Source organism: Pseudomonas sp. LBUM1664, assembly GCF_059695895.1.
The window spans coordinates 2,077,649-2,102,437 of record NZ_CP166791.1 but is presented as its reverse complement, the minus strand read 5'-3'; the positions used below and the strand labels follow the sequence as shown (position 1 = coordinate 2,102,437).

General features: G+C 61.4%; 17 protein-coding genes. 12 read left to right on the top strand and 5 right to left on the bottom strand.

Features of this window, described 5'->3' with window-relative positions; genetic code table 11:
• The first annotated feature begins 85 nt into the window (after nucleotides 1–85).
• A complete protein-coding gene (gene xdhC / locus ACA047_RS09965) occupies nucleotides 86–928 on the top strand; it encodes a xanthine dehydrogenase accessory protein XdhC (protein WP_497358857.1) in 843 nt (280 codons plus the stop codon).
• 20 nt (nucleotides 929–948) lie between these two features.
• Complete coding sequence (gene guaD, locus ACA047_RS09960) at nucleotides 949–2,253, top strand: guanine deaminase (protein ID WP_497358855.1); 1,305 nt, start codon at nucleotides 949–951, stop codon at nucleotides 2,251–2,253.
• Between the two features lie 63 nt (nucleotides 2,254–2,316).
• Here the strand turns inward: guaD and ACA047_RS09955 are convergent, their stop codons facing one another.
• Complete coding sequence (locus tag ACA047_RS09955) at nucleotides 2,317–3,081, bottom strand: GntR family transcriptional regulator (protein WP_003183531.1); 765 nt, start codon at nucleotides 3,079–3,081, stop codon at nucleotides 2,317–2,319.
• 242 nt (nucleotides 3,082–3,323) lie between these two features.
• Here ACA047_RS09955 and ACA047_RS09950 point away from each other — a divergent pair, with 242 nt between their 5' ends.
• Nucleotides 3,324–4,514: a benzoate/H(+) symporter BenE family transporter gene (locus ACA047_RS09950; protein ID WP_497358853.1), complete on the top strand. Its 1,191-nt coding sequence runs from the start codon at nucleotides 3,324–3,326 to the stop codon at nucleotides 4,512–4,514.
• 97 nt (nucleotides 4,515–4,611) lie between these two features.
• Here ACA047_RS09950 and ACA047_RS09945 read toward each other — a convergent pair whose 3' ends face one another.
• Entirely contained in the window at nucleotides 4,612–4,956 is a 345-nt protein-coding gene (locus ACA047_RS09945) for a YggL family protein (RefSeq protein ID WP_025212695.1), read from the bottom strand.
• Nucleotides 4,957–5,190: 234 nt separating this feature from the next.
• Between ACA047_RS09945 and dacB the strand changes: the two genes are divergently transcribed.
• Nucleotides 5,191–6,657, top strand: coding sequence for a D-alanyl-D-alanine carboxypeptidase/D-alanyl-D-alanine endopeptidase (gene dacB, locus ACA047_RS09940; RefSeq protein WP_497358851.1), 1,467 nt, complete (start codon nucleotides 5,191–5,193; stop codon nucleotides 6,655–6,657).
• A 159-nt stretch (nucleotides 6,658–6,816) separates the two neighbouring features.
• On the opposite strand, the gene ACA047_RS09935 is transcribed toward dacB, so the two are convergent.
• Nucleotides 6,817–9,201: a sensor domain-containing diguanylate cyclase gene (locus ACA047_RS09935; RefSeq protein ID WP_497358849.1), complete on the bottom strand. Its 2,385-nt coding sequence runs from the start codon at nucleotides 9,199–9,201 to the stop codon at nucleotides 6,817–6,819.
• A 142-nt stretch (nucleotides 9,202–9,343) separates the two neighbouring features.
• Nucleotides 9,344–11,629, bottom strand: a complete 2,286-nt coding sequence (rlmKL, locus tag ACA047_RS09930; RefSeq protein WP_497358847.1) for a bifunctional 23S rRNA (guanine(2069)-N(7))-methyltransferase RlmK/23S rRNA (guanine(2445)-N(2))-methyltransferase RlmL — start codon at nucleotides 11,627–11,629, stop codon at nucleotides 9,344–9,346.
• A 531-nt stretch (nucleotides 11,630–12,160) separates the two neighbouring features.
• Between rlmKL and rmf the strand changes: the two genes are divergently transcribed.
• On the top strand, nucleotides 12,161–12,376 hold the full coding sequence (rmf, locus tag ACA047_RS09925) for a ribosome modulation factor (RefSeq protein WP_003223300.1): 216 nt from the start codon (nucleotides 12,161–12,163) through the stop codon (nucleotides 12,374–12,376).
• A 245-nt stretch (nucleotides 12,377–12,621) separates the two neighbouring features.
• On the opposite strand, the gene ACA047_RS09920 is transcribed toward rmf, so the two are convergent.
• On the bottom strand, nucleotides 12,622–13,641 hold the full coding sequence (locus ACA047_RS09920) for a quinone-dependent dihydroorotate dehydrogenase (protein WP_497358845.1): 1,020 nt from the start codon (nucleotides 13,639–13,641) through the stop codon (nucleotides 12,622–12,624).
• Between the two features lie 240 nt (nucleotides 13,642–13,881).
• On the opposite strand from ACA047_RS09920, the gene ACA047_RS09915 reads away from it, so the two are divergent.
• From ACA047_RS09915 to ACA047_RS09885, 7 genes are all read left to right on the top strand, one after another.
• Nucleotides 13,882–15,093 carry a CmpA/NrtA family ABC transporter substrate-binding protein gene (locus ACA047_RS09915; protein ID WP_497358843.1) on the top strand — a complete coding sequence of 404 codons (1,212 nt, stop codon included), beginning with the start codon at nucleotides 13,882–13,884 and terminating at the stop codon, nucleotides 15,091–15,093.
• A gap of 13 nt (nucleotides 15,094–15,106) precedes the next feature.
• Nucleotides 15,107–15,682, top strand: a complete 576-nt coding sequence (locus ACA047_RS09910; protein WP_497358841.1) for an ANTAR domain-containing response regulator — start codon at nucleotides 15,107–15,109, stop codon at nucleotides 15,680–15,682.
• 364 nt (nucleotides 15,683–16,046) lie between these two features.
• Nucleotides 16,047–17,258, top strand: a complete 1,212-nt coding sequence (locus ACA047_RS09905) for a nitrate/nitrite transporter (protein ID WP_497358839.1) — start codon at nucleotides 16,047–16,049, stop codon at nucleotides 17,256–17,258.
• 9 nt (nucleotides 17,259–17,267) lie between these two features.
• Nucleotides 17,268–18,938 carry a bifunctional protein-serine/threonine kinase/phosphatase gene (locus ACA047_RS09900; RefSeq protein ID WP_497358837.1) on the top strand — a complete coding sequence of 557 codons (1,671 nt, stop codon included), beginning with the start codon at nucleotides 17,268–17,270 and terminating at the stop codon, nucleotides 18,936–18,938.
• A 358-nt stretch (nucleotides 18,939–19,296) separates the two neighbouring features.
• Nucleotides 19,297–21,750 (top strand): nitrite reductase large subunit NirB, encoded by a 2,454-nt coding sequence (gene nirB, locus ACA047_RS09895; RefSeq protein ID WP_497358835.1) that lies wholly within the window; start codon nucleotides 19,297–19,299, stop codon nucleotides 21,748–21,750.
• Nucleotides 21,747–22,064, top strand: coding sequence for a nitrite reductase small subunit NirD (nirD, locus tag ACA047_RS09890; RefSeq protein WP_497358833.1), 318 nt, complete (start codon nucleotides 21,747–21,749; stop codon nucleotides 22,062–22,064). Before nirB ends, nirD begins: the two co-directional genes overlap by 4 nt.
• Entirely contained in the window at nucleotides 22,064–24,781 is a 2,718-nt protein-coding gene (locus ACA047_RS09885) for a nitrate reductase (RefSeq protein ID WP_497358831.1), read from the top strand. Before nirD ends, ACA047_RS09885 begins: the two co-directional genes overlap by 1 nt.
• The last annotated feature ends 8 nt before the right edge of the window (nucleotides 24,782–24,789 follow it).

Sequence of the window (24,789 nt, the reverse complement as noted above, 5' to 3'; positions counted from 1 at the left end):
AGGGGGTTATGAACACAGATCCAATGTGGGAGCGAGCCTGCTCTCGATGAGGCCCGAACAGACAACAGAAATGTTGAGGTGAATTATGTACAACTGGATCAGCGCCCTCGCCGACCTGCAAACCCGCGGCGAACCCTGCGTGCTGGTGACGATCATCGAAGAGCTCGGCTCGACCCCGCGCAACGCCGGTTCGAAGATGGTCATCAGCGCCAGCCAGACATTCGACACCATCGGTGGCGGACACTTGGAATACAAGGCCATGGAGCTTGCCCGGCAAATGCTCGCCAGCGGCCAGCAGGGCACCCATCTGGAGCGCTTCAGCCTCGGCGCCAGCCTGGGGCAGTGCTGCGGCGGCGTGACCGTGCTGTTGTTCGAACCCATGGGCCAGGTGCAAGCGCAGATCGCCGTGTTCGGCGCCGGCCATGTCGGCCGCGCCCTGGTGCCGCTGCTGGCCGGGCTGCCCTGCAAGGTGCGCTGGATCGACGCTCGGGAAGCCGAATTCCCCGAGCAGGTCCCTCAAGGCGTGCGCAAAATTGTTGCCGAAGACCCGCTGGATGAAGTCGACGAACTGCCCGCCGGCAGTTACTGCATCGTCATGACTCACAACCACCAGCTCGACCTGGCGTTGAGCGCCGCGATCCTCAAGCGCAACGACTTTGCCTACTTCGGCCTGATCGGCTCGAAGACCAAACGGGTCAAGTTTGAACATCGCCTGCGTGATCGCGGCTTCGACAGCAGCACCTTGCAACGCATGCGTTGCCCGATGGGCATCAGCGAAGTCAAAGGCAAGTTGCCTGTGGAAATCGCCATCTCCATCGCCGGCGAAATCATCGCCACCTATAACGCGGATTTCGGCCAGCACACCGCACGCGCCGAACCCATTGCCAAACTGCTGCCGGCCTCACGCCGCAGCCAGGCCATTCGTTAATTCATGCTTGAGATGTTCCCATGCCCCTGACACGCAAAGCCTACCGCGCCGCCCTGCTCCACAGCCTCGCCGACCCCGCCGATGTTGGCATCGAAGCGTCTTATGAATATTTCGAGGACGGTTTGCTGGTGGTGGAAAACGGCCAGATCAGCGCCATCGGCCACGCCAGCGACCTGCTGCCAACCCTGGCGGCGGAGATCGAGATCACCCATTACCAAGATGCACTGATCACCCCCGGCTTCATCGACACCCACATCCACCTGCCGCAGACCGGCATGGTAGGCGCCTACGGCGAGCAATTGCTGGACTGGCTCAACACCTACACCTTCCCCTGCGAAAGCCAGTTCGCCGACAAGGCCCACGCCGACGCCGTGGCCGATATTTTCGTCAAGGAACTGCTGCGCAATGGCACCACCACAGCCCTGGTGTTCGGCAGTGTGCACCCGCAATCGGTTGACGCGTTTTTCGAAGTGGCCCAGAAACTCGACCTGCGCATGATCGCCGGCAAAGTCATGATGGATCGCAACGCCCCGGACTACCTGACCGATACCGCCGAATCCGGCTACACCCAGAGCAAGGCGCTGATCGAGCGTTGGCACGGCAAGGGCCGCCTGCATTACGCCGTGACCCCACGCTTCGCCCCCACCAGCACGCCGGAACAACTGGCCCTGGCGGGCCAATTGCTGGGCGAATATCCGGACCTGTACATGCAGACTCACATCAGTGAAAACCTGCAGGAAGTGCAATGGGTCAAGGAGCTGTTCCCTGATCGCAAAGGTTATCTGGACGTCTACGACCACTACCAACTGCTCGGCGAGCGGTCGGTGTTCGCCCACGGCGTGCATTTGTGCGATGAAGAATGCGCACGCCTGGCCGAAACCGGTTCGGCCATCGCGTTCTGCCCGACCTCGAACTTTTTCCTGGGCAGCGGCCTGTTCAACCTGCCAATGGCCGAAAAGCACAAAGTGAACGTGGGCTTGGGCACCGATGTGGGAGGCGGTACCAGTTTTTCGTTGCTGCAAACCCTGAACGAAGCCTACAAGGTGATGCAACTGCAGGGCGCGCGACTGAGCCCGTTCAAGTCCTTGTACCTGGCCACCCTCGGCGGCGCCCGGGCCCTGCGCCTGGAAGACAAGATCGGCACCTTGCAGCCGGGCACGGACGCGGATTTTTTGGTACTGGACTACAACGCCACGCCGCTTTTGGGCTATCGCCTGAAGCAGGCCCGGGACATTGCCGAGCGGTTGTTTGTGTTGATGACGCTGGGGGATGACCGGACGGTGGCGCAGACCTATGCGGCTGGCAGGTTGGTGCATCAGCGCTAGGTTTTTATCGCCTGCCAGATCGCCAATCGCGAGCAGGCGACTCGGTATGACTGATTCAACCCATCAAAGCTTGGCAGTCGAGCGCCCTGGCTTTTTGCTCTGCAACAAATGCGAAAACACCGCGTGCAAATCATCCGACGCGCTTTCTTCGTCGAGGTTGAGCTTGCTGTCGATGTGGTCCATGTGGTGCATCATCAGATCCACCGCCAGGGTGGCATCGCGAGCCTCGATGGCGTCGATCAACTGGGTATGTTCGTCGTAGGAACAGTGGGAACGGTTGCCACTTTCGTACTGGGCAATGATCAGCGAAGTCTGGGACACGAGGCTGCGCTGGAAGCTGATCAGCGGAGCGTTCTTCGCCGCTTCGGCCAGCTTGAGATGGAACTCGCCCGACAGGCGGATGCCGGCACCCCGGTCGCCACGGGAAAAACTGTCGCGCTCGTCGCTGACCATCTGCCGCAATTCAGCCAGTTGCTCGGCGGTGGCGTGCTGCACCGCCAATTCGGTGATCGCCCGCTCCACCAGACGCCGGGCCATGAATACCTGACGGGCCTCTTCGACACTCGGGCTGGCCACTACGGCGCCACGATTGGGCCGCAACAGAACCACGCCCTCGTGGGCCAGGCGCGACAACGCACGACGAATGATGGTGCGGCTGACCCCAAAAATCTCCCCCAGCGCCTCTTCACTCAACTTTGTACCGGGCGCCAGGCGCTGTTCGAGGATCGCCTCGAAAATATGCGCATAGACAATGTCGTCCTGGGTTCCGCTGCGGCCAGCTTTACCTGCTCGCGGTTGTTTCTTGAGGGGCTGCAACTGTTCGTTCATGGGCACTCGAGTCGAGAAAACTGCGGCGAATTAACCGTAACTGTAATACGGCACAGCAGGTCGCTGGTAAGTATCGCGTAAATAACACGGCGATTGTACACAACCTCTGATGGCAACACGACTGTACGGCTGTTTGCGGGCATGGCTGTATTGCACTCGGCAACTGCGTTGAGTTTAGGCTTAAACCAGAAACCTGTGGCTCCTCCAAGCCAGTCAATCTACAACAAGGACCACCGCCCACCATGACCGAAGTCACGACCGCGCCACTTCGCCCGCTAGCCGACACGTCGCCCTCGGCCATCGTCGCCGGGTTCATCGCCATGATGACCGGCTACACCAGTTCCCTGGTGCTGATGTTCCAGGCCGGGCAGGCGGCAGGGCTGACCAGCGGACAGATTTCATCGTGGATCTGGGCGATTTCCATCGGCATGGCGGTGTGCTCCATCGGGCTGTCGCTGCGTTATCGCACGCCGATCACCATCGCCTGGTCGACACCCGGCGCGGCGTTGCTGATCACCAGCCTGGGCGGCGTGAGTTATGGCGAGGCCATCGGCGCCTACATCACCTGCGCAGTGCTGGTGACCCTCTGCGGCCTGACCGGTAGCTTCGAACGCCTGGTCAAGCGTATTCCGGCATCGCTGGCGGCGGCGTTGCTGGCGGGAATCCTGTTCAAAATCGGCAGCGAAATTTTCGTCGCCGCCCAGCATCGCACCGGCCTGGTGCTAGGGATGTTTTTTACCTACCTGATCGTCAAGCGCCTGTCGCCACGCTACGCAGTGCTGGCGGCGCTGCTGATCGGTACGGCGTTGTCCGGACTTTTGGGGCTGCTGGACTTCAGCGGTTTTGCCTTGGAAGTTGCGACGCCAGTCTGGACGACTCCGCACTTTTCCCTGGCGGCCACCATCAGCATTGGCATTCCGCTGTTCGTGGTGGCGATGACCTCGCAGAACATGCCGGGCATCGCCGTGCTGCGGGCCGACGGCTACAACGTGCCAGCGTCACCACTGATCACCAGCACCGGCATCGCCTCGCTGCTGCTGGCGCCGTTCGGCTCCCATGGCATAAACCTGGCGGCCATCAGCGCGGCAATCTGTACCGGGCCGCACGCCCACGAAGATCGCAACAAGCGTTACACGGCAGCGGTCTGGTGCGGGATTTTCTATGGGATTGCCGGGGTGTTCGGCGCGACGCTGGCGGCGTTGTTCGCGGCGCTGCCCAAGGAGCTGGTGCTGTCCATCGCGGCGTTGGCGCTGTTCGGGTCGATCATCAATGGTTTGAGCATCGCCATGAGCGAAGCCAGGGAACGGGAAGCGGCGCTGGTCACCTTCATGGTCACGGCGTCGGGACTGACGCTGTTTTCCATTGGTTCGGCGTTCTGGGGGATTGTGGCGGGGGTGCTGACCTTGCTGATCCTGAACTGGCGCAATGCCTGACAGTTAAAAGCTTGCTCGCGAAGGCGGCCTGACAGACAACCGATAAATGACAGGCACAAAAAAACCGGCGCCCAAACGGGCTGCCGGTTTTTGAACATCAAGCGACCGGATTAATCGGCTTTTCCGGGTACCAGACGTCCATCAGCGGGCTGACTTCAACGCTGGTCAGCTCAGGACGCGCCTTGAGCCAGGCTTCAACGGCAGCACGCTGCTCTTGGGTCACCGAGCCACGCTTCTGCAGGCAAACCAGGCCGTAGTCGTCACCGCCGACATAGCCCAGGCCATTGGCTTCCATGGCTTCTTTGAGAAAAGCGTCGAGGAAAGCGTCAATAGCCTCATCGGCCAGATCTTCTTTAAAATCCAGGTTCAGTTCGAAACCCAGCTCTTGAAATTCATCCACGCACAGTTTTTTGCGCAGACGCTGGGAACGGTTAGTCGCCATTGGAACAATCCTCATAAGTAATAACGGCCGGCACTTTACCAGTTTGGTGCATCGATTGCCCGACTGATCGGGTGCGTTGACCTACCATCGGTAAAAAAATAGCGTCTGGAAGGGCTCAGGCACGGCACAAGCCGTTGCGGCTTGGGGCATAATGCCGACACTTTCGTGACCGTTGAGGGCGTTCATTTTCATGTCCTCGTCTTTTCCCCCCTCGCCCGTAGGGTTTTATTTCACATGATCAAATCTTTGCGCCCACTGCTTCTGGCCAGCCTTCTTCTTCCTTTGGCCCTCCCCTCCACCACCAGCGCCGCTACCATCAACACTGCTCTGTCGCCCAACGTGCAAAAGGCCCTCAGGGCCAGCAAACTGCAAGACAACGCGCTCTCCCTGGTGATGGTGCCGCTCAACGGCCCCGGCACTCCAACCCTGTTCAACGCCGATGTTTCGGTGAACCCGGCTTCCACCATGAAATTGGTGACCACCTATGCGGCCCTGGAAATGCTGGGCCCCAATCACCAGTGGAAAACCGAGTTCTACACCGACGGCACACTCAGCGGCGGGATTCTCAACGGCAACCTGTACCTCAAGGGCGGCGGCGACCCCAAGCTGAACATGGAAAAGCTCTGGCTGCTGATGCGCGACCTGCGGGCCAACGGCGTGCAGCAAATCACCGGCGACCTGGTGCTGGACCGCAGTTTCTTCATCCAACCGCAATTGCCCGAATTCAACGACGACGGCAACGACGAGAACAAACCGTTCCTGGTCAAGCCCGATTCGCTGCTGGTCAATCTCAAGGCCCTGCGCTTCGTCGCCCGCAATGATGCCGGCCGGGTACTGGTGTCGGTGGAGCCGCCGATTGCCAGCATTCGCATCGAAAACCAGGTCAAGGCGGTCAACTCCAAGCAATGCACCGGCGGCGTGCGCTACAACCCGGTGCCACAGGCGGACGGCAGCGTGACCGTGACTGTCGGCGGCCAGCTCGGTGATGGTTGCAGCTCCCAGACTTACCTGTCGCTGCTGGATCATCCAACCTACACCGCCGGTGCAGTGCGGGCGATCTGGAAGGAACTGGGCGGCAGCATCCAGGGCAAGGACCGTCTGGCTCCGACCCCGAGCAGCGCCAAGGTGCTGGCCCGGGCGTTCTCACCAGACCTGGCAGAGATCATCCGCGACATCAACAAGTACAGTAACAACACCATGGCCCAGCAATTGTTCTTGAGCCTCGGCGCGCAGTTCCGCAACGAAGCCGATGGCGACGATGCCAAGGCCGCACAACGGGTGGTGCGCCAGTGGCTGGCCAAGAAAGGCATCACCGCGCCGCACCTGGTGATGGAGAACGGCTCTGGCCTGTCCCGCGCCGAACGGGTCAGCGCGCGGGAAATGGCCGCGATGCTGCAGGCCGCCTGGCGTAGCCCATATGCGGCGGAGTACATCAGTTCGATGCCGATTGCCGGCACCGACGGCACCATGCGCAAACGCCTCAAGACCACCGCCATGGCCGGCGAAGCCCACGTCAAGACGGGCACCCTGAACACGGTCCGCGCCATCGCCGGCTTCAGCCGTGACATCAACGGCAACACGTGGGTAGTGGTGGCGATCCTCAACGATCCGAAGCCGTGGGGTGCTTCGTCGGTGCTGGACCAGGTGCTGCTGGACCTGTACCGCCAGCCGAAACTGCCGCAGACGGCTTCGGTACTCTGAGTTCTCGATTCGCCGCAGTTTCATCGACGACCAGAAAACCAATGTGGGGCGGGCTTGCTCGCGAAGGCGGTGTGTCAATCAACGGAGGTGTTGAATGTAACACCGCCTTCGCGAGCAAGCCCGCTCCCACAATTGACCGAGTATGCTCAACACAGCTTACTACCCCAACTGCGCCTCAACCTGATCCCGCCCGGCCTGTTTGGCTGCGTACACCCCCGAGTCGGCCCGCAACAGCAACGCATCCGCGCCCTCCCCGGGCCGCCAACTGGCAATACCGAAGCTGGCGGTGACGATGCCCACGTTCTCGATTGGCGCACCGCGCAGGCCTTCCCATAGCCCCAACGCCAGGGAATAGGCGCTTTCGCCGTCGGTGTCCGAGCACAACACCACGAATTCTTCCCCGCCCAGCCGACAGAAAACGTCGGCACGCCGCAGCCGCTGGGCGATGCGTTGGCAAACCGCCTGCAACACCCGATCGCCCACCGCATGGCCGTGCTGGTCGTTGATGCGCTTGAAGTGGTCGATGTCGAGCATGATGACCGCCAGGTCCCCGGAACCGCGTTCGACCCGGGCCATCTCAGTGGTCAGGCGCTCCTGGAAATAACGCCGGTTGCGAATACCCGTCAGGGCGTCGGTCACGGAGAGGGCTCGCAGCTCTTCTTCCACGCGCTTGAGGTCGGAAATATCCGAGACATAGCCGTGCCACAACACCCCGCCACCGGGTAACTGCTCGGGCGTCGCCTCGCCACGTACCCAGCGCAGACCGCGCAAGGGCAGTTGTACTCGATACTCTTCGCGCCAAGGGCTCAGGGTGTCGGCCGAAGCGCGGATCGAAGCGCGGACCCGCGCGCTGTCCAACGGGTGAATACGCGAGAACATCGCTTCGGCGTCCTGGACCAGTACATCGGGCTCGAGCTCGTAGATATCTCGGATACCGTCACTGGCATAAATCACGCTGAAACCGCCATTGAAATCCATTTTGAACTGGTAGATACCACCGGGAACGTGGGCGCTGAGCTTTTTCAGCAACAGGTCGCGGGCGGCCAGGGCCTCGTAGACGCGCTTGCGTTCGGTGATGTCGATGCAGATCGCCAGGTGCCCGACCCACAACCCTTGGTCATCGAGCACCGGCGTGGACAGCATGTTCACCGTCAGGTGGCTACCGTCACGGCGCACCAGAGTCCATTCCCGCGCCTGTTGACCGCCCTCCTCACCGCCCTCGAGCAGCATCGCGTGGCACGTGGAAATGGGTTTACCCAAGCGTGCACCGAGCTGTGCTGCCCGGGCCTGGAGCTCGCGCGGAACATGCAGGCTCTCAAGGGTCATGCTCTGCAAGACCTCGCAGCTCTGGTAGCCGAGCATCTGTTCGGCGCCGGCATTGAACGTGGTAATGACACCCCGCAGGTCCGTGGCAATGATCGCGACCTGGGTCGCGGCATCCAGCACACCGCGCAACTGCCCGTGGGTACCGCGCAGTTCCTGCTCCCGGGCGCGCAGTTCCTGGGTACGTTGCTCCACCAGTTTCAGGGCCCGCTGCCGCTGGCTGACCAACACATAAAGCAAGACGCTCAGCAGCAGGCTAAGCAAACCGCCCAGCACCACCACGCTCGCCACCGAAGAATGATTGGTCGACAGAAACATGCGGCTGGGCCACAACTCTACCCGGTAGTCGCGATCTGCCAGGTGCAACAGACGGGTCGCCGACAAATCGCTGTGCTCGGGTGGGTTATGGGATTCGAGCAGCGCTTCCTCCCGGTCGCCAGTAGACAGATCCACGACACGCATCGAGAGATTGTCATGACCGGACGCCGGCAGGCCATCGCCCACCAATTGGCGCATGCTGAGGGCAGCCACTACGTAACCGAACGGCTCCTTGGTCGACGCCCTGGTGACCGGCGCAACCAGCAATACCCCACGCGTCAGGGCCGGGTCGACGCCCACCAGATCCAATGGCTGCGAAACCACCAGAGCATCACGCTGGCGAGCCCGCTCGAGCGTGGCACGGCGCAATGGATCGGAAAGCAGATCCAAACCCAGGGGTGAACCATAGGAAGCCTGGCTCTGGAGGTAGAGCACCGGCGCGTATTCGTCCCGCTCGGCGGCCTGTCGCAAGCCACCGCTGCCGTCCGCCTCGCGGATGGTAAAGTCGTCTGGTCCGTCAAACCGCGCCTGCTGTTCGAACATTTGCCGTTCGTCCCGAAGCACCCGTGGCGCCCAGGCGAAGGCCCGGGTGCGCCGCAATAAAGCTTCGGCATAGCCGTGGAATTCGTTGTCGGAAACCCCTGCCGAATTGGCAAAGAAACGTCTCAGGCTGTCCAGGCGTTGCTCCTGGTCCTGGAAACGTTCCTCGATACGGCTAAAGCGCTCCTCGGCTTGCAGCTCAAAGCGCTGGTGCAACTGCTGGTCGAACAGGTTCATCATCGCCCAGGTCAGCAAACCGGTCAGGAACGTACCGCCCAACAAGACGAGCAAAGCCACCAGCCAGGCCGATACATCTTCGCTGATAAAGCCCAGGATTCTGGGGCGCACCTGCTGCAATGCCATAAATACAACTCAGAAAGGAGCCAGGCTTAGGCACAGCCCTGGACACAGGCTAAGTTATAGCTATTCGCCATCACTTTGACCAGTCCAAAGAGCGGCCAGAAGCCTTGAATTACAAGGCTTCATGGATCCAAATCACCTAAGGTCAACGTGCCATGATTTTCCAGGCACGGTGGATTTTGCTATTGCGGGCAAAATCCGGGTCAATGGTCTTGGCGGTGATCTCCTCCACCGCGTAACGCTCGACGAGGTTGTCCTCGAGCTGGAACTTGCGGAAGTTGTTGGAGAAGTACAGCACGCCGCCCGGTGCCAGGCGAGCCATGGCCAGGTCCAGCAGCTGGACATGGTCGCGCTGCACATCGAACACACCTTCCATACGCTTGGAATTGGAGAAGGTCGGGGGGTCGATGAAGATCAGGTCGTACTCGTCACGGCAGTCTTGGAGCCAAGCCGTCACATCGCCCTGCTCCAGGCGGTTCTTGTCCGAGAACCCATTGAGCGACAAATTGCGCCGCGCCCAATCCAGGTAGGTTTTCGACAGATCGACGCTGGTGGTGCTGCGAGCACCGCCCTTGGCGGCGTGGACGCTGGCGGTCGCGGTGTAGCAGAACAGGTTGAGGAAGCGCTTGCCGGCCGCCTCTTTCTGGATCCGCAAGCGCATCGACCGGTGGTCGAGAAACAGCCCGGTGTCCAAGTAGTCGGTGAGGTTGACCAGCAGCTTCACACCGCCTTCGTTGACCTCGGTGAACTTGCCCTGGGCGCTCTGGCGCTCGTACTGCTTGGTGCCGCTCTGACGCTCGCGACGCTTGATCACCACACGGCTCTTGTCGACGTTCAGCGCCTGGGGAATGGCTGCCAGGGCATCGAACAACCGGGCCGAGGCTTTTTCTGGGTCGATGGATTTTGGCGCAACGTATTCCTGGACGTGTACCCAATCGTGGTACAGGTCAATGGCCATGGAGTATTCCGGCATGTCGGCATCGTAGACCCGGTAGCAATCCACACCTTCACGCTTGGCCCATTTGCTCAGTTGCTTGAGGTTTTTTTGCAGGCGATTGGCAAACATCTGCCCGCCTTCGCTCAAACGTGCCTGCTCGACCACCGGGGCCGGGGCCGGTACCGGTTTGATCGGGTTGCCGTTCTTGTTGTACTGGCGCTCTTGCGGTACTTCAGACGCTTGATCCCGCTCTTCTTGGTCAAGGCGGGCCTGCTCGCGCTCGGCCTGACGCTGTTCCGGGGTACGACGCTCGCCGGTGACGAACTGATCGGGCAGCACCTTGATCAGCAGCAACTTGCACGGCAATGCACCGTTCCAGAACGAATACTGCTTGTGGCTGCGAATGCCCATGCGCTTACCCAGGTCCGGCGCGCCGGTGAACACCGCTGCCTCCCAGTTCAGGCACGCCTGACGCAGACGTTCGCCCAGGTTCTGGTAGAGATAAAGCAAGCTGGCTTCGTCGCCCAGACGTTCGCCGTACGGCGGGTTGCAGATCACCAGGCCTTTCTGGTTCTGGTCTGGACGTGGTTCGAAGGTGGCGACTTCGCCCTGATAAATCTTGATCCACTCGCTCAGGCCCGCACGCTCGACGTTGTTGCGGCCCGGCTGGATCAGCCGTGGGTCGGCTTCGTAACCGCGAATCCACAAGGGCGGCTTGGCCAGCCCGGCGTCGGCGCGGGCGGTGGCCTCTTCGTGGAGCTTCTTCCACAGCGCCGGCACGTGGCCCAGCCAGGCGGTAAAGCCCCACTGCTGGCGACGCAGGTTCGGCGCCATGTCGGCAGCGATCATCCCGGCTTCCACCAGGAACGTCCCCACACCGCACATCGGGTCGGCCAGTGCCCCGCCTTCAGCGGCAATGCGCGGCCAGCCGGCGCGGATCAGGATGGCGGCGGCGAGGTTTTCCTTCAACGGCGCGGCACCTTGCTGCAGGCGATAACCGCGCTGGTGCAAGCTGTGGCCGGAAAGGTCCAGGGAGAGGATCGCTTCGCCACGGTCCAGGCGCAGATGGATGCGCAGGTCCGGGTTGAGCTTGTCGATGGACGGCCGCTCGCCCGACGGGGTGCGCAGCTTGTCGACGATGGCGTCCTTGACCTTCAAGGCGCCGAAGTGGGTGTTGTCGATGCCCGAACCGTGGCCACTGAACTCCACCGCCAGGGTGCCATCGGCAAGCATGTGGTCTTGCCACTCGACATCCAGCACGCCGTGGTACAGGTCCTCGGCGTCCTTCATCGCAAAGCGCTTGAGCACCAGCAATACGCGGTTGGCCAGGCGCGACCACAGGCACAGGCGATAAGCCGTTTCCATGTCGGCCATGCCGCGCACGGCCGAGGTGTGCTCACGCGCCTCTTCAAGGCCAAGCCCGACGGCTTCCTCGAGAAGCAGGCCTTCGAGGCCTTTGGGGCAAGTGAGGAAGAGTTCGAAACGATCGGACATGGGATTTCCAGAGCCTTTGGCTAAGTGGGCCGGGCAACGCATTGCCGGGCCGGGTTCAATCAGGCGCTTTTCTCAAGAGCACCCGTGTGGCACGAGAGTGTGCCGTCCCGCCCTCGCCGCTCAGGCTAAAGAGCTTAGCTGCGAGGGCAGATAAAAAAATCTGTGCAACAAATTGTGAAGAACTCGACCCTTTCGTCGAATAGTACCCGAGTGCAACGGGGGGACATTCTCATTCGAGCGAGGGCAGCACCCTTCGGCGCAGAGCCGATCATACAGGGGTCTTGCTCATTAGCGGGCGACGAACATCATGTTACTTATCGCCCTAACATCTTTAATGTTACCTGCTTATGACAAAACGATCATTCCATCCATGTGACGCTTTGGTTAGAACTCAACACAGGTTGACGTCGCAACGGCGTCAACATCTCGGCTCGTCACGCCGGCAACGAGCCACCAACGGCAGAATGATTCTGCCCCGGCCTCGATAGAGGTCGACGCTAAGCAACAGTCAACAAGTGAGGGCAACACCCTATGAGAAGACTTAAGCGTGATCCGTTGGAAAGAGCATTTTTACGCGGTTACCAATATGGCGTTGGTGGTAAATCCCGTGAGCTTTGCCCCTTTACTCTACCGTCGGTACGTCAAGCCTGGATCAATGGCTGGCGAGAAGGACGCGGCGACAACTGGGACGGTATGACCGGCACTGCGGGTATCCATAGACTCAACGAACTTCACGCCGTCGGCTGATACAGGGCTTAACACTCAAGACACGACAATTTGACTTGATACACAACGATTAACCACGCACGTCCCATCCGGACGGCGGGCTTCGGCCCAGGGGCTCCTTCGAGGAGCCCTTTTTAATGCCTGAATTTTATGAATACCGGAACCTGAGCTGCAAACACTGTTGTGGCGAGGCTCTTCGTCCTGTGGGAGCAAGCTTTGCTCCCACAAAAAACGTGTTCGCCAAAATAGAGCGACCAATCCTCGAATCAGCCCAACGCCGCAATAGCATCCACCGACTCACGAATCAGCGCCGGCCCCTTATAGATAAAGCCCGAATAAATCTGCACCAGGCTCGCCCCTGCGGTGATTTTCTCGGCCGCATGCCGCCCTTCGGTGATCCCGCCCGCTGCGATGATCGGTAGGCGACCTGCCAGTTCGGCGGCCAGCACCTTCACCGTGTGGGTGCTCTTTTCACGCACCGGCGCGCCAGACAAGCCTCCCGCCTCGTCACCGTGTTCCAGCCCCTCGACACCTTCGCGGCCCAGCGTCGTGTTGGTGGCGATTACCGCGTCCATTCCGGTCTCGATCAGGGCCTGGGCTACCTGAGTGGTCTCTTCGTCGGTCATGTCCGGGGCGATCTTGATGGCCAGCGGGACATGCCGGCCATGAATCAGGGCCAGTTCCGCGCGACGTCGCGCCAGGTCGGCCAGCAGTTGCTTGAGGGAATCACCGAATTGCAGGCTGCGCAGCCCCGGGGTATTCGGGGAACTGACGTTGACGGTCACGTAGCTGGCGTGGGCGTAAACCTTGTCCAGGCAGATCAGGTAGTCGTCGACCGCGCGCTCCACCGGGGTGTCGAAATTCTTGCCGATGTTGATGCCCAGCACGCCCTTGTACTTGGCCGCAGCCACGCGGGCCAGCAAATGGTCGACGCCCAGGTTGTTGAAGCCCATGCGATTGATGATCGCCTCGGCTTGCGGCAGGCGGAAGATCCGTGGCTTGGGATTGCCCGGCTGCGGACGCGGGGTGACGGTGCCGATTTCCACGAAACCGAAACCGAGCTGGGCGAACCCGTCGATGGCCGCGCCATTCTTGTCCAGGCCCGCTGCCAGCCCGACCGGGTTAGGAAATTCGAGCCCCATCACCTTTACCGGCAGTTTCGCCGGTGCCTTGCACAGCAGGCCATTGAGGCCCAAACGCCCGCCCGCACCGATCAGGTCCAGGGACAAATCGTGGGAGACTTCCGGGGAAAGTTTGAACAGCAGTTCACGGGCCAGGTTATACATGGGCGGCTTTGACTCGGACGACGAAAAGAGGCGGCGATTATAGCCGGGCAACGGCAACTCAAGCGAGGCGCCAGCGCAAAACAGCGCCGATGGCATATGCCTTGCACCCTTTGCGTTCATCGGCCCCCCTACCAAAGGCGGAATGGGTGCCACACTGTTTGAAGGACAACGGCGTCGTCATCCGGCCTTGCTCTGGCAGCCGTCCGGGTACGGCGCCTTTTTTGTGGAAGGTGATGCTCGATGAATGAAATTCCAGCCAACCCCCTGGCCTGGGTCAATGGCAGCGATGCCCCGGAAAAGAGCGCGATCAATCTCGGGTTCATGGCCTTGAGTGACTGCGCCCCGGTGGTGGTGGCCGCCACCCAGGGTTTCGCCCAGCCCTACGGCCTGACCCTGAACCTCAAGCGTCAGACGTCCTGGGCCAGCCTGCGAGACAAACTGGTCAGCGGTGAAATCGATGCCGCCCACAGCCTGTACGGCCTGATCTACGCCGTGCACCTGGGTATCGGTGGTGTCGCGCCGACCGACATGGCCGTGCTGATGGGCCTGAACCAGAACGGTCAGAGCATCAACCTGTCCCATGGCCTACAGGCCCAAGGCGTGACCAGTCCTGAGGCACTGGAACAGCATGTGCACCAAACTCGACCGAAACTGACCTTCGCCCAAACTTTCCCCACCGGCACCCACGCCATGTGGCTCTATTACTGGCTGGCCGCCCAGGGCATTCATCCATTGTCGGATGTCGACAGCGTGGTGGTCCCGCCGCCGCAAATGATCGCGCACCTCCAGGCTGGGCGTATCGACGGCTTCTGCGTCGGCGAGCCCTGGTCCGCCAGCGCGGTGAAGCAAAACCTGGGCTTCACCCTGGCGACCACCCAGACCATCTGGCCTGATCACCCGGAAAAAGTCCTGGGTTGCACCCGCGCCTTCGTCGAGCAATACCCCAATACAGCCCGGGCTCTGGTGATGGCGATCCTCGAAGCCAGTCGTTTTATCGAAGAAAGCACCGAAAACCGCCGCAGCACCGCACAACTATTGAGTGCGCCCGAATACCTCGACGCACCGCTGGACTGCATCGAACCACGACTGCTGGGCATCTACGCCGACGGGTTGGGCAACAGCTGGCAGGACCCCCACGCCATGCGGTTTCATGGCGGCGGCGAGGTGAACTTGCCGTACCTGTCCGACGGCATGTGGTTCATGACCCAGTTCCGCCGCTGGGGCCTGTTGCGCGAAGACCCGGACTACCTGGCCGTGGCGCAGGAGGTCCAGCAACTCAAGCTGTACCGCCAAGCGTGCACGGCGCTGGATATCTCACCTCCTCGCCAGGACATGCGCAGCAGCCAGTTGATCGACGGCATCATCTGGGACGGCTCGGATCCGGCCAAGTACGCCCGCAGCTTCAAACTGCACGCCTTGAGCGATGCGGCTCCCCTTCTCGCCAGCCGCTGACAGGAGCCTCGACATGCTGCGTATCCTGCTGATCAACGACACCGCGAAAAAAGTCGGTCGCCTCAAAGCCGCCCTGATTGAAGCCGGGTTCGAAGTCATCGACGAATCCGGATTGATCATCGACCTGCCGGCGCGCGTCGAAACGGTGCGTCCGGACGTGATCCTGATCGATACCGAGTCACCCGGACGCGATGTGATGGAGCAAGTGGTGCTGGTCAGTCGCGACCAGCCACGACCGATCGTCATGTTTACCGATGAGCACGACCCGGATGTGATGCGCCAGGCAATCAAGTCGGGCGTAAGCGCCTATATCGTCGAAGGCATCCACGCCGCACGCCTGCAACCGATCCTCGACGTGGCCATGGCCCGCTTCGAAAGCGACCAGGCCCTGCGCGCCCAGCTCGTGGCCCGGGACCAGCAACTGGCCGAACGCAAACGCATCGAACTGGCCAAGGGCATGCTGATGAAGATGAAAGAATGCAACGAAGAACAGGCCTACACCCTCATGCGCCGCCAGGCCATGAGCCGCCAGCAGAAGCTGATCCAGGTGGCAGAGCAGATCATTGCGATGAATGAGTTGCTGGGCTGAAAAGGCCTTGTAGCGCCTGGCCTGACGTCATCGCGAGCAGGCTCGCTCCCACACCGGTTTCGGGATGAACGCGGCATCTGCGAACACCGTCAATCAAGTGTGGAAGCGAGCCTGCTCGCGATTGGCCTCCCTCCGATCTCCCCTGTTGGCACAGTTCTCGCTTAAGCAAACCCACAGGTAACCAACGGCGGTTGCCCCACCTACGACAAAGACGTCGCATACCCTCCTCGCCCCCTGGCGATTCGGGTTGCGGCGTTTTTTTGTTTTGGCCCCACAGTCCGGGGTCGGTGGTGCGGCCGCAGTGGCGCACTGCCTCAAAGCACTGACTCATTTTTTTCGAGACTTTTGACAGCTGAGGTGCGCGATGAATTCAAGCTTCTGGAAATCCGGCCATACCCCGACCCTGTTCGCAGCCTTCCTCTATTTCGACCTGAGTTTCATGGTCTGGTACCTGCTCGGCCCGATGGCGGTGCAAATTGCCGCCGACCTGCAACTGACCACCCAACAGCGTGGCCTGATGGTGGCCACGCCGATCCTGGCCGGCGCTGTGCTGCGCTTGTTCATGGGCCTGCTGGCCGATCGGATTTCTCCTAAAACCGCCGGCATGTTCGGTCAGGTCGTTGTCATCGGTGCGCTGTTCTGTGCCTGGAAGCTGGGCATTCACAGCTACGAGCAAGCCCTGCTGCTGGGCCTGTTCCTGGGCATGGCCGGCGCCTCGTTCGCCGTGGCCCTGCCGCTGGCGTCCCAGTGGTATCCGCCACAGCACCAAGGCAAAGCCATGGGCATTGCCGGTGCCGGCAACTCGGGCACCGTGCTGGCTGCGCTGATCGCGCCGATCCTGGCGGTCTCGTATGGCTGGAGCAACGTGTTCGGTTTCGCACTGATCCCGCTGGTGCTTACCCTGATAGCCTTCAGCATGATGGCCAAAAACGCCCCCGAGCGCCCAAAAGCCAAATCCATGGCCGACTACCTCAAGGCACTTGGCGACCGTGACAGCTGGTGGTTCATGTTCTTCTACAGCGTGACCTTCGGCGGCTTCATCGGCCTGGCCAGCGCCCTGCCTGGCTACTTCAATGACCAATACGGCCTGAACCCCGTGACCGCCGGCTACTACACCGCCGCCTGCGTCTTCGGTGGCAGCCTGATGCGGCCATTGGGCGGCGCCCTGGCGGACCGTTTCGGCGGCATCCGCACCTTGCTGGGCATGTACACCGTCGCGGCGGTCTGCATCGCAGCAGTGGGCTTTAACCTGCCGAGCTCCTACGCGGCACTGGCACTGTTCGTCTGCACCATGCTCGGTCTCGGCGCGGGCAACGGCGCAGTGTTCCAACTGGTGCCACAACGCTTCCGTCGTGAAATCGGCGTGATGACCGGGTTGATCGGCATGGCCGGCGGCATCGGTGGCTTCCTCCTGGCGGCGGGCATGGGCGCGATCAAGCAAAACACCGGCAGCTATCAACTGGCACTGTGGTTGTTCGCAAGCCTCGGTGTGCTGGCCTGGTTCGGCCTGTACGGCGTGAAACGTCGCTGGAGAACCACTTGGGGTTCGGCGGCCGTTACCGCAGCTCGGGTCTAAAAAACAGCCATGAGCCTGCGACTGAGTTTCGCCGAAGCCAGTGCCATCGGCCCACGGGAAGAGAACCAGGACGCCTTGCGCCTGGTCACCCCGGCCCCGGCCCTGGCCGCCAGCAAGGGATACCTGTTCGCCATCGCCGACGGCGTGAGCCAATGCGCCGATGGCGGGCTGGCCGCCCGTTCGACCTTGCAGGCCCTGGCCCTGGATTACTACTCCACGCCGCAAACCTGGGGCGTGGCCCAGGCGCTGGATCGACTATTGCTGGCACAGAATCGCTGGTTGCAAGCCAACGGTGGCGGGCAACCCCTGCTCACCACCGTCAGCGCCCTGGTTCTTCGGGGGCGGCGTTTCACCCTCGCCCACGTTGGCGATTGCCGGGTCTACCGCTGGCACGCCGATCATCTGCAACGCGTCAGCGAAGACCACGTCTGGGAACAACAGGGCATGCAACATGTGCTCAAGCGTGCCCTGGGGCTGGATCAGCACCTGGTCCTGGACTTCCTCGATGGAGAACTGCGCACCGACGAGACTTTCGTACTGCTCAGCGACGGTGTCTGGGCAGTGCTGGGGGACACGGCCATCGCCGGCATCCTTCGAGACCAGCCGGACCTGAATCTCGCGGCCCAGACGCTGGTCAACGCCGCGCATCTGGCCGGCAGCCAGGACAACGCCAGTGCCCTGCTGGTGCGGGTCGACGCGGTGGGCGAAGCGAGCATCGGCGATGCGCTGATCCAGTTACAGCAATGGCCCCTGCCCCCGGCGCTGAAACCGGGCCAGGTGTTCGAGGGCTGGCAGATCGAATGCCTGCTCGGCCAGAGCCAGCAATCGTTGCTCTACCGGGTACACGACGGCCAAGGCCAGCCATGGCTGTTGAAAACCTTGCCGGGGCACCTGCGCGATGACACACGGGCCGGGCAGGCATTGCTGTCAGAAGAATGGTTTCTCAAACGGGTTGCAGGAAGGCAATTTCCAGAGGTTCATGGCGTTCCCCAGCGTCAGCATTTGTACTACGTGATGCGGGAATATTCGGGAATGACCCTGGCCGAGCTGTTCAACCAGGGCGGCCCGCTGCCCCTGGCTCAATGGCAGGACCTGGCGCAACGGCTGGTGCGGGCGGTAGGCCTGTTGCATCGAAGGCAGATCTACCACCGCGACATCAAGCCGGAAAACCTGCACCTGGGCGATGACGGGGAATTGCGCTTGCTGGATTTCGGGTTGGCGTACTGCCCGGGGTTGTCCGAAGACCAGGCCAATGTGCTGCCCGGCACGCCCAGCTACATCGCCCCGGAAGCCTTCGCAGGTACCGCGCCGACGGCGCAACAAGACTTGTATGCCGTTGGCGTGACCTTGTATTTCCTGCTGACCGGGCATTATCCCTACGGCGAAATCGAGGCGTTCCAGCGGCCGCGCTTTGGCGTGCCGATCAGTGCCAACCGCTATCGGCCGGACCTGGCCGAATGGCTTGGGCAAAGCCTGGAGCGCGCCGTTGCGGCAGATCCGGGCCAGCGCTTTGAAACCGCCGAAGAATGGCTATTGCTGCTGGAACAGGGCGAGCGCCGCAGCTTGAGCGTAAGGCCCCGGCCGCTGCTGGAGCGCGAGCCACTGAAGGTCTGGCGAACGTTGGCGCTGGTGTCGTTACTGGTGAATATTGTGCTGCTGTTTTTGGTGTTTCATGGCTGAGATCCAGTCGCGCCCATCGCGAGCTCACTGCCCATACAAATCTGCGAACCTGCGCTCCATAACCGGGCAACACGCGTTGATTCGGTGCAATAAATCCGCCGCCGACTCGTGCAACCAGCCTATCCCTCAATAAATCCGCGCCCTCAAGCCACTTGGCACAACCACTGCATAACCTCTCTCACCATACATAAAGCAACGCCTCCAACGATGAAGGCGGTGCTTCCCGAGAGAACGGGACCAGGACAAAGGCGTCCTCGCTAGGTAACCACTAGCGGGACGCCTTTTTTTGTTTTCGTAAAAATTACCGAGCCAGTCTGATCGCCGTGATGAAACGGACCTGAGCTTGCGGAGAACCCTGATGAAAAAACTCAAACTGGTGATGATCGGCAACGGCATGGCCGGGGTTCGAACCCTCGAGGAACTGCTCAAGCTGAGCAACGAGCTGTACGACATCACGGTGTTCGGCGCCGAGCCCCACACCAACTACAACCGCATCCTGCTTTCGCCCGTACTCGCTGGCGAACAGACCTTCGAAGAAATCGTGCTCAACGACCTGAGCTGGTACCTGGACAACAACATCAAGTTGCTGCTCAACCGCAAGGTGGTGGAGATCGACCGGATCAAGCGCCGGGTCATCGCCGAAGACGGTAGCGAAGCCGAGTACGACCGCCTGCTGATCGCCACCGGCTCCACGCCGTTCATCCTGCCGATCCCCGGTAATACCCTGGAAGGCGTGATCGGCTACCGCGACATTGCCGACACCCAGGCCATGATCAACACCGCCAAGACCCACAAACACGCCGTGGTCATCGGCGGTGGCTTGCTGGGCCTGGAAGCCGCCAATGGCCTGAAGCTGCGGGGCATGGACGTGACCGTGGTGCACATCGGCGAATGGCTGCTGGAACGGCAACTGGACAAGACCAGCGGCCAGTTGCTGCAAACCGCCCTGGAAAGCCGTGGCCTGAAATTCCGCCTCAGCGAACAAACCCAGGCCCTGCACGACGCCGGCAACGGCCGGGTTGGCTCGGTACAGTTCAAGAACGGCGAAATCATCCCCGCCGACCTGGTAGTAATGGCTGCCGGCATTCGCCCGAACACCGAACTGGCGGAAAAATCCGGCATCCCATGCAACCGCGGGATCCTGGTCAACGACACGATGCAAACCTACGACCCGCGCATCTATGCCATCGGTGAATGCGCCAGCCACCGCGGGATCGCCTATGGCCTCGTGGCGCCGCTGTTCGAACAGGCCAAAGTCTGCGCCAACCACCTCGCTCAACTGGGCTTCGCCACTTACAAAGGCTCGGTGACCTCGACCAAGCTCAAGGTCACCGGCATCGACCTGTTCTCCGCCGGGGACTTCATGGGCGGCGAAGGCACCGAGACCATCACCCTTTCCGACCCGATTGGCGGCGTCTACAAAAAACTGGTGATCAAGGATGACGTGCTGGTCGGCGCCTGTCTGTACGGCGATACGGCAGACGGTGGTTGGTATTTCCGCCAGATCCGTGAGAACCACGCCATCAGTGAGATCCGCGACCACCTAATGTTCGGCGAAAACGCCTTGGGCGACGTAGGACACCAGGGCCAGGACAAAGCCATGAGCATGGCCGACACTGCCGAAGTCTGCGGCTGCAACGGCGTATGCAAGGGCACCATCGTCAAGGCGATCCAGGAACACGGGCTGTTCAGCGTCGATGACGTAAAAAAACACACCAAGGCGGCCAGCTCCTGCGGCTCCTGCGCCGGCTTGGTGGAGCAGATCCTGATCAACACCGTGGGCGGTGCGGCGGACGTCAAACCCAAAAGCGAAAAAGCCATCTGCGGTTGCTGCGACCTCAATCACGGCCAGATTCGCCAGGCGATTCGCGACCAGCACCTGCTGACCATCGCCGGGGCCATGAGTTACCTGAACTGGCGCACCCCGAACGGCTGCGCCACCTGTCGCCCGGCGTTGAACTACTACCTGATTTCCAGCTGGCCCGGCGAAGCCCAGGACGACCCGCAGTCGCGCCTGATCAACGAGCGCGCCCACGCCAACATCCAAAAAGACGGCACCTACTCTGTCGTCCCACGGATGTGGGGTGGCGTGACCAATCCTTCGGAGCTGCGACGCATTGCCGACGTGGCCGACAAATACAACGTCCCCATGGTCAAGGTCACCGGGGGTCAGCGCATCGACTTGCTGGGCATCAAAAAGCAGGACCTGCCCGGTGTCTGGAAAGATCTGGACATGCCGTCCGGCCACGCCTACGGCAAGTCCATCCGCACCGTAAAAACGTGCGTGGGCAGTGAGTTCTGCCGCTTCGGCACCCAGAACTCCACCCAACTGGGGATCGAGCTGGAACACGATCTTTTCAACATGTGGTCGCCCCACAAGGTGAAGCTGGCCGTCTCCGGTTGCCCACGCAACTGCTCGGAAGCGGGCATCAAAGACGTAGGCATTATCGGTGTCGATTCCGGCTGGGAGATGTACATCGGCGGCAATGGCGGGATCAAGACCGAGGTCGCCGAGTTCTTCGTCAAACTCAAGACCGCCGAAGAAGTGCGCGAATACAACGGCGCTTTCCTGCAGCTGTACCGCGAAGAGGCCTTCTACCTCGAGCGCACCGTGCACTACATGCAGCGGGTCGGCATGGAGCACATCAAGAAAGCCGTGCTCGAAGACCCGGAACGGCGCAAAGCTCTCCATGAACGTCTGAAATTTTCCCTGTCGCTGGAACAAGACCCATGGAAAGAGCGCCTGGAGCAGCCCCTGCTGAAAAAAGAATTTGAAGTCATCCCCGTGAAAAACCTGGAGGTGCAGGTATGAACTGGCTGGATATCTGCGCACTGGAAGAGATCAACGCCCTGGGCTCGCGCATCATCAGTGGCCCAAAAGGCGATATCGCGATTTTTCGCACCAGCGACGATGAGGTTTTCGCATTGGATGACCGTTGCCCTCACAAGAATGGCCCGCTGTCACAAGGCTTGATTTACGGCAAGCGCGTGGCCTGCCCGCTGCACAACTGGCAGATCGACCTGGAAACCGGCCAGGCCCAGGCCCCCGATGTGGGCTGCGCCCATCATCATTCGGCTCGGGTCGAGAACGGCCGGGTCATGCTGGCGCTGCGGGACGCAAGCTGATGAGCCACCAGACCACTGCCTCGACCTGCTGTTATTGCGGGGTCGGTTGCGGCGTGCTGATCGAGCATGACGACGAGCGCATCCTCGGCGTCAGTGGCGATCCCACCCACCCGGCCAACTTCGGCAAACTGTGCAGCAAGGGTTCGACCCTGCACCTGACCGGCGACCTCACCGCACGTGCCCTGTACCCCGAACTGCGCCTGGGTAAAGGCCTGGCCCGGGCCCGCACCGATTGGGACAGCGCCCTGGACCACGCCACCAGTGTCTTCGCCGATACCATCGCCGAGCACGGGCCCGACAGCGTGGCGTTTTACATCTCCGGACAATTGCTGACCGAGGACTACTACGCCTTCAACAAACTCGCCCGGGCGTTGGTGGGCACCAACAACATCGATAGCAACTCGCGGCTGTGCATGTCGTCGGCCGTGGTGGGCTACAAGCGTAGCCTCGGCGCCGACGCCCCACCCTGCAGCTATGAAGACTTGGAGCTGAGCGACTGTGTGATGATCGTCGGCAGTAACATGGCCTACGCTCATCCGATCTTGTTTCGCCGCCTCGAAGAAGCAAAATCCCGCCGGCCACAGATGAAAATCATCGTCATCGACCCCCGGCGCACCGATACCTGCGACCTGGCGGACCTGCACCTGGCGATCCTTCCGGGTACCGATGTCGCATTGTTCCATGGGATTTTGCATCTGCTGTTGTGGGAAGACTGGGTCGACCGCAATTTCATCAAGGCCCACACCGAAGGCCTGGCGGACCTGAAAAACCTGGTGCGCGACTACACGCCGAGCATGGTTGCGCAACTGTGTGGCATCAGCGTCGAGCAACTGCACCAATGCGCCGAATGGGTCGGCACTTCGCCAAGCTTCCTTTCGCTGTGGTGCATGGGCTTGAACCAGTCCACCGCTGGCAGCGCAAAGAACAGTGCGTTGATCAACCTGCACCTGGCCACCGGGCAAATCGGCCGTCCGGGTGCAGGTCCCTTTTCACTGACCGGGCAACCCAATGCCATGGGCGGTCGGGAAACCGGCAGCCTGTCGAACCTGCTGCCAGGCCATCGCGAGGCCGCCAACCCTGAGCATCGCGCCGAAGTCGCCAGCTATTGGGGCGTTGAGCAATTGCCCGCGACCACAGGGTTGAGCGCCATCGAACTGTTCGAACAGGTTCGCAATGGCAAGATCAAGGCCTTGTGGATCGCCTGCACCAACCCCGCCCAATCGATGCCAGACCAGACAGCAGTGCGGGAAGCCCTGCAAGCCTGTCCGTTTGTGGTGTTGCAGGAGGCCTTTCGGACCACCGAAACCGCCGCGTTTGCCGACCTGCTGCTGCCAGCGGCCAGTTGGGGCGAGAAAGAAGGTTCGGTGACCAACTCTGAACGGCGGATTTCCCACGTCCGCCGCGCGATTAGCGCACCGGGTGAAACACGACCGGATTGGGCGATTACAGTAGATTTCGCACAACGCTTGGAGAAACGTCTGCGGCCGGGCCAACCCAGCCTGTTCGCCTTTGAAACCCCGGCACAGTTGTTCGATGAATACAAACAACTGACCCGTGGCCGCGACCTGGACTTGTCCGGTCTCAGCCATGCGCTGATCGATCAACTCGGCCCTCAGCAATGGCCCTTCCCGGAGGGTGCCACTGTCGGAACTGCTCGCTTGTATATGGACGGGATTTTTCCTACCGACAGCGGCCGTGCCCGGTTTTTGGCCGAACCGTATCGCGCCGCCAAGGAACTGCGTGACGCACGCTTCCCGTTGACCCTGAACACCGGTCGACTGCGGGACCAATGGCACGGCATGAGCCGTACCGGCACCGCGGCGCAATTGTTTGGTCATGTGAACGAAGCCGTACTCAGCCTGCATCCCGACGAACTGGCTCGCCATCGCCTGCAAGCCGGCGACCTGGTCAGCCTCAAAAGCCGTCGTGGCGCCGTAATCGTGGCCGTGGACAGCGACGAAAGCGTGCGCCCCGGCCAGGCGTTTCTGCCCATGCACTGGGGCGACCGGTTCCTCAAGGGTGGGGTCAACACGCTGACTCAACCGGCCTTCGACCCTTTGTCGAAACAACCGGAACTCAAACACAGCGGCGTGCGCCTGGAACCGGTGAACCTGCCCTGGCAGCTTTTCGCCTTGATCGAGGGCGATGTTCAACAGCATCTGGAGACATTGCGACCGCTGTGTGAGGCGTTTGCCTACGTCAGCCTGAGTTTGACCGGTCGTGAACGTCCGGCATTGCTGATTCGCGCTGCCAGCGCCATTGCACCCGAACCGCAGTTGTTACAGGCGATCGACGAGCAACTAGGGCTGATCGAGGGGCCGGTGCTGGCCTATGACGATCCGCGCCGCTCCATCGGTAAACGAGTGCGAATCGAAAACGGCCGTATCACCGCCATTCGCCTGGCCGGCGAAACCCTGGCCCGGCACTGGCTGCAAAATTTGTGGCTGGAAGGTCGTGCCGATGAGCAATTGCGACGCTGGCTGCTGGCGCCTTTGAGCGCACCGCCGGGCAACGTCGGCGCTGCGCTTGGCGGCAGTAAAACACTGTGCAACTGCATGAACGTCAGCCAACGCGCGATCTGCGCAGGCATTGAACGTGGCCTGGACTTGCAGGGGCTGAAACAGGAACTGGGCTGCGGTACGCAATGCGGTTCCTGTGTTCCGGAAATCAAGCGCCTGCTGGTTGCCACTGCGCAACCGGTGGCCGTTATCTCGTGAGGAAAACA

Bases quoted from the DNA above. Each gene is read 5' to 3' on its own strand.
- ACA047_RS09900 (WP_497358837.1), top strand. From the start codon at position 17,268: ATGAGCCTGCGACTGAGTTTCGCCGAAGCCAGTGCCATCGGCCCACGG.
- nirD (WP_497358833.1), top strand. From the start codon at position 21,747: ATGAACTGGCTGGATATCTGCGCACTGGAAGAGATCAACGCCCTGGGC.
- ACA047_RS09885 (WP_497358831.1), top strand. From the start codon at position 22,064: ATGAGCCACCAGACCACTGCCTCGACCTGCTGTTATTGCGGGGTCGGT.
- ACA047_RS09935 (WP_497358849.1), bottom strand. From the start codon at position 9,201: ATGGCATTGCAGCAGGTGCGCCCCAGAATCCTGGGCTTTATCAGCGAA.
- rmf (WP_003223300.1), top strand. From the start codon at position 12,161: ATGAGAAGACTTAAGCGTGATCCGTTGGAAAGAGCATTTTTACGCGGT.
- ACA047_RS09955 (WP_003183531.1), bottom strand. From the start codon at position 3,081: ATGAACGAACAGTTGCAGCCCCTCAAGAAACAACCGCGAGCAGGTAAA.
- ACA047_RS09905 (WP_497358839.1), top strand. From the start codon at position 16,047: ATGAATTCAAGCTTCTGGAAATCCGGCCATACCCCGACCCTGTTCGCA.
- guaD (WP_497358855.1), top strand. From the start codon at position 949: ATGCCCCTGACACGCAAAGCCTACCGCGCCGCCCTGCTCCACAGCCTC.
- ACA047_RS09945 (WP_025212695.1), bottom strand. From the start codon at position 4,956: ATGGCGACTAACCGTTCCCAGCGTCTGCGCAAAAAACTGTGCGTGGAT.
- ACA047_RS09915 (WP_497358843.1), top strand. From the start codon at position 13,882: ATGAATGAAATTCCAGCCAACCCCCTGGCCTGGGTCAATGGCAGCGAT.
- ACA047_RS09910 (WP_497358841.1), top strand. From the start codon at position 15,107: ATGCTGCGTATCCTGCTGATCAACGACACCGCGAAAAAAGTCGGTCGC.
- nirB (WP_497358835.1), top strand. From the start codon at position 19,297: ATGAAAAAACTCAAACTGGTGATGATCGGCAACGGCATGGCCGGGGTT.
- xdhC (WP_497358857.1), top strand. From the start codon at position 86: ATGTACAACTGGATCAGCGCCCTCGCCGACCTGCAAACCCGCGGCGAA.
- dacB (WP_497358851.1), top strand. From the start codon at position 5,191: ATGATCAAATCTTTGCGCCCACTGCTTCTGGCCAGCCTTCTTCTTCCT.
- rlmKL (WP_497358847.1), bottom strand. From the start codon at position 11,629: ATGTCCGATCGTTTCGAACTCTTCCTCACTTGCCCCAAAGGCCTCGAA.
- ACA047_RS09950 (WP_497358853.1), top strand. From the start codon at position 3,324: ATGACCGAAGTCACGACCGCGCCACTTCGCCCGCTAGCCGACACGTCG.
- ACA047_RS09920 (WP_497358845.1), bottom strand. From the start codon at position 13,641: ATGTATAACCTGGCCCGTGAACTGCTGTTCAAACTTTCCCCGGAAGTC.